Raw genomic sequence first — 3,193 nt, 5'->3', positions numbered from 1 at the left:
ATCTGCCCAAGGGCGCCTGCGAGAAGATCACCGGCGGCAGCCTGACCAAGAAGGCGTGAGCGACGCCATGAATGACGGCGCGCCGGTATCCGGTCGCCAGAGTGCTGCGTCGATGCCGGCAATCGCCGGCATCGGCCTGCGCGGCGATCACTACGAAGCCCTGCTGGCCGGCGACTTCGGCGATCAGGCCGGTCCCGGCTGGGTCGAGGTCCACAGCGAGAACTACTTCGGCGACGGCGGCCGGCCGCTCGCCGTGCTCGATCGCGTGCGCGCGCACTGGCCCGTCAGCCTGCACGGCGTCGGTCTGGGCCTCGGCAACGCCGATGGTCTCGATCGCGGGCATCTGGCGCGGCTGCAGGCGCTGGTCGCACGCGTCGAGCCGGGGTGGGTGTCCGAACATCTCTGCTGGACCGCCGCCGGGGGCCAGCACCTGAACGACCTGCTGCCGCTGCCGATGAGCGAGGAAGCCCTCGCCCTCGTCTGCCGTCACGTGCAGCAGGTACAGGAAGCCCTGGGCCGGCCGCTGCTGGTCGAGAACGTCTCGCGCTATCTCGACTTCGCCGCCTCGGTGATCCCCGAGGGCGAGTTTCTCGCCGAGCTGGTCGCGCGCACCGGCTGCGGGCTGCTGCTCGACGTGAACAACCTGTACGTGAACCACATCAACCACGGCGACGATCCGCTGGCGATCGTCGCGGCGCTGCCGGCGGCGGCGATCGGCGAGATTCACCTGGCCGGTCACAGCCGGCGCGAGGTGCGCGGTCAGGCGCTGCTGATCGACACGCATGATGCGCCGGTCTGCGCCGAGGTCTGGGCACTGTACCGGCAGGTGCTCGCGCGCATCGGGCCGCGGGCGACGCTGATCGAACGCGACAGCGCGCTGCCGCCGCTGCCGCAGCTGCTGGCCGAAGCCGCGATCGCCGATGCCTGTCTCGGAGCCTGTCGTGATGAACCTGCATGAGCTTCAAACCGCGTTCGCGGCGACCCTGCGTGGCCGCGAGCCGCTCGCCGGTCTCGACGCCGCCGTGCTCGCCGGCAGCCTGAGCGTCGCCGAGCGGCTGGCGATCTACCGCAACAACCACCGGCTGACGCTCGCCGGCGCGCTGGTCTCGGCGTATCCGGTGCTGGAGCGCCTGCTCGGCTGCGCGAGCTTCGCGCAGCTCGCGGCGCGCTACGTCGCGCAGACGCCCTCGCTCTGTGGCGACCTGCACGGCTACGGCGCCACGTTCGGCGTCTTCCTCGACGATTTCGCGCCGCTCGCCGACTGGCCGTGGCATGCCGATCTGGCGCGGCTCGAATGGGCGGTGCACGAGGCGTATTACGCCGCCGATGCCGCGACGGTGCTGTCGCTCGCCGAACTCGCGGCGCTGCCGCCCGAGCGTCAGCAGTCACTGCGCCTGCGGGCCCGGCCGTCGCTGCGCTTCACCGCCTCGCGCTGGCCGGTGCTCGATCTCTGGGTCGCGAACCGCGACGATGCCGCGCACGCGGTCGATCCCGAGGCCGGCGGCCAGCATCTGCTGATCTGGCGCACCGCCGGTGAAGGCGGCGACATCGCCATCGTGCCGGTCACGGCCGGCGAATGGGAACTCGCCGCTGCGCTCGCCTGCGGCGCCGGCCTCGACACCGCCTGCGAGGTCGCCATCGCCGTCGATCCCGACTGCGCCCCCGGTCCGGCGCTCGGCCGGCTGCTGGCGCTCGGGGTGTTCACCGGCATCGCCGGTTGACCGCTACACCCGGAACTCCGCCGCCAGATCGGCTTCGGTCTGCGCCTGCAGCCGGCCGCTGCGGCAGGCGCTGCGGAATTTCTCGAAGTCCTGCTCGACGCGATCGGCGTAGTCGCGCGCGTAGTCGAGCACGGCCGCGGTGTACGCATCGCCGTTGCCGAGGTAGCCGGCGATCTCCGGGGCGAGGCCGCCGGCGCGGGCGTGGCCGCGGGCCAGCACCCGGCCGCAGCTCGCGGCGTAGTAGTGCAGTTGTGCCTCGTCGTAGGTCTCGATCTCCGGGGACACCTTCATGTCGCGCAACTGGCGCACGTAGAACTGGCGACCGTCGAAGGCCGTGGTCCAGCCGAGGAAGATGTCGCTCGATGCCTGCATCAGGCGCTTGCCGGCGACCACGCGCCGGCCCTGATGCCGGTACGGGCAGCGCCCGGCCGGCACGTAGTCCGCCAGCACCGAGGGCAGCGCCTCCTTGAACTGCAGGAACAGCGGGCTGTCGTGGCCGTCGGTCAGCAGCAGCACCAGACAGCGCGTGCCGACGCTGCCGACGCCGACCACCTTGAAGGCGAGATCCTGCGCGCGGAAGCGCCCGAGCAGCGCGCGGTGGCTGCTGCTGACCGTATCGAGATAGGCCGCGTACATCGGCTGGATCAGCCGTTGCCAGTCGCCGGGCCGGCGCCATTCATCGTCGGGCTCGAACAGGCTGGCCGGGCCGTGGATGTGGAACAGGCCCGGCGGCGCATCGTGCATCGTCCAGTGATCGCCCGTTCTGCTGCCGAGCTTCGGCAGCAGGTGTTCGTGCGTGCGCCCGCTGGCTTTCTCGACCGTCTGTGCGAGCTGCGCGCGCATGTCCGGGTCTTCGGCTTCCTGGATCAGGCGCTCGAAGCTGATGCGGTCGTACCAGAGTTCGAGTTCGCTGCAGCGCGCGTAGGTCTTCGTGTGTTCGCGGTAGCTGTCGAGGGCGGCAGCGACGATGTCGGCGCAGTCGTGTTCGGCGTAGCCCTGGTGGCGGGCGGCGATGTGGAAGCTGGCGGCGAGGCGCTTCACGTCCCATTCCCAGGGGCCGGGGTGGGTTTCGTCGAAGTCGTTGACATCGAAGATCAGGTTGCGCTCGGGCGTGGCGAAGCCGCCGAAGTTCATCAGGTGGCAGTCGCCGCAGAGCGGCACGATCAGGCCGCTGTACGGCGTGCCGGCCAGATCATGCGCCTGCACGATCGCCGAGCCGCGGAAGAACGCGAACGGCGATGCGAGCATGCGCCCGTAGCGCAGCGGCAGCAGCCGCGGCAGCCGCGTGCGGCTGCTCGCCTCCAGCAGCGCGACCGGATCGCGGTCATGCCCGCCGATGTGATCGTGCTGCTTGCGCGAGGCCCGCTTGCGCAGGGCCTTGCCGCGTTGCTGGCGCAGTTCGGGATCAACGGCATCGCTCATCGAAGGGACTCCCGGTGGCACGGCTCTGGTGGGCGGAGGGTAAATCAGGG

At 70.9% G+C, this 3,193-nt stretch carries 3 protein-coding genes; 2 read left to right on the top strand and 1 reads right to left on the bottom strand.

What is annotated here, in order from left to right; all coding sequences use genetic code 11:
* Nucleotides 1-112: 112 nt before the first annotated feature.
* The gene (locus PKE44_RS17095; protein WP_324553676.1) at nucleotides 113-958 is read left to right on the top strand and encodes a DUF692 domain-containing protein; all 846 of its coding nucleotides are present in this window, start codon (nucleotides 113-115) and stop codon (nucleotides 956-958) included.
* Nucleotides 945-1,721 carry a DNA-binding domain-containing protein gene (locus PKE44_RS17090; RefSeq protein ID WP_324553674.1) on the top strand — a complete coding sequence of 259 codons (777 nt, stop codon included), beginning with the start codon at nucleotides 945-947 and terminating at the stop codon, nucleotides 1,719-1,721. The genes PKE44_RS17095 and PKE44_RS17090 overlap by 14 nt, the downstream gene beginning before the upstream one ends.
* A 3-nt stretch (nucleotides 1,722-1,724) precedes the next feature.
* Here PKE44_RS17090 and PKE44_RS17085 read toward each other — a convergent pair whose 3' ends face one another.
* On the bottom strand, nucleotides 1,725-3,143 hold the full coding sequence (locus PKE44_RS17085) for a DUF2252 domain-containing protein (protein ID WP_324553672.1): 1,419 nt from the start codon (nucleotides 3,141-3,143) through the stop codon (nucleotides 1,725-1,727).
* Nucleotides 3,144-3,193: the final 50 nt, after the last annotated feature.

The organism is Plasticicumulans sp., from assembly GCF_035331805.1.
Taxonomy (GTDB): Bacteria; Pseudomonadota; Gammaproteobacteria; order Competibacterales; family Competibacteraceae; genus Plasticicumulans.
This window is presented reverse-complemented; position numbering and strand designations above follow the sequence as displayed.